This window comes from Halorubrum sp. Atlit-26R (assembly GCF_003666015.1).
Lineage (GTDB): Archaea > Halobacteriota > Halobacteria > Halobacteriales > Haloferacaceae > Halorubrum.
In genome coordinates, this window is the sequence record NZ_QPLT01000286.1 from 1 (window position 1) to 611 (window position 611).

Sequence of the window (611 nt, forward strand, 5' to 3'; positions counted from 1 at the left end):
CTGGGATGCTTTTTGGACTTTCCGGCCCGAGCTTGTAAGCCAGATCGAGACCTATATCGCAGAGAATGTGTAGCAATTCCTCTCTTGGCCACTAAAGCCACCATAGTTGACATTTCTAACTACTTGTTGTGGAGTGGGTGTCAGTAATGTACAGCGTTTTGACCTCACGGGAGCGGTGGCTTTCAGCGCTCTGATGCGGTAGTTCGTGCGGTTGGCGTAGTGGGGGATGGGCTGATCACGGTCAAAGCCGGTGGAATCGATAGTAGCATGGCTGGTGTGTTTTTCGGCTGACGCGTCGAGAAACGCACGCTACGTCGCGGTGGGAATCCGCTCAAACAACGCGCGGAGGACAGTATAGTGTGGAAGAGTCTGGTAAGTCCAATCTCTTCGAGGATGCCGGGCATTTCGCTGAGCAAATCCACCGCGATGCGGTAGTATTTGCGCAACTCGGATATGAAGTGCGTGCGCGGCGAGCATCGCCCACTCAGCGGACCTGCCTCCCTCTTCAGAGCCCGCGGGTTCGTCCGGAATAGCGACAACTGATATATCGCTCACCACCGTAACACGCGTGAAGAGACGGATTTCGGATGTCACACCAATCCGTCTCTTCG

General features: G+C 54.8%; 1 pseudogene. It reads right to left on the bottom strand.

The window, feature by feature from the left end:
• Positions 1-121 precede the first annotated feature (121 nt).
• Positions 122-594 (bottom strand): annotated as a pseudogene (locus DVK07_RS20600) (IS5/IS1182 family transposase); the annotation flags it as partial.
• Positions 595-611: the final 17 nt, after the last annotated feature.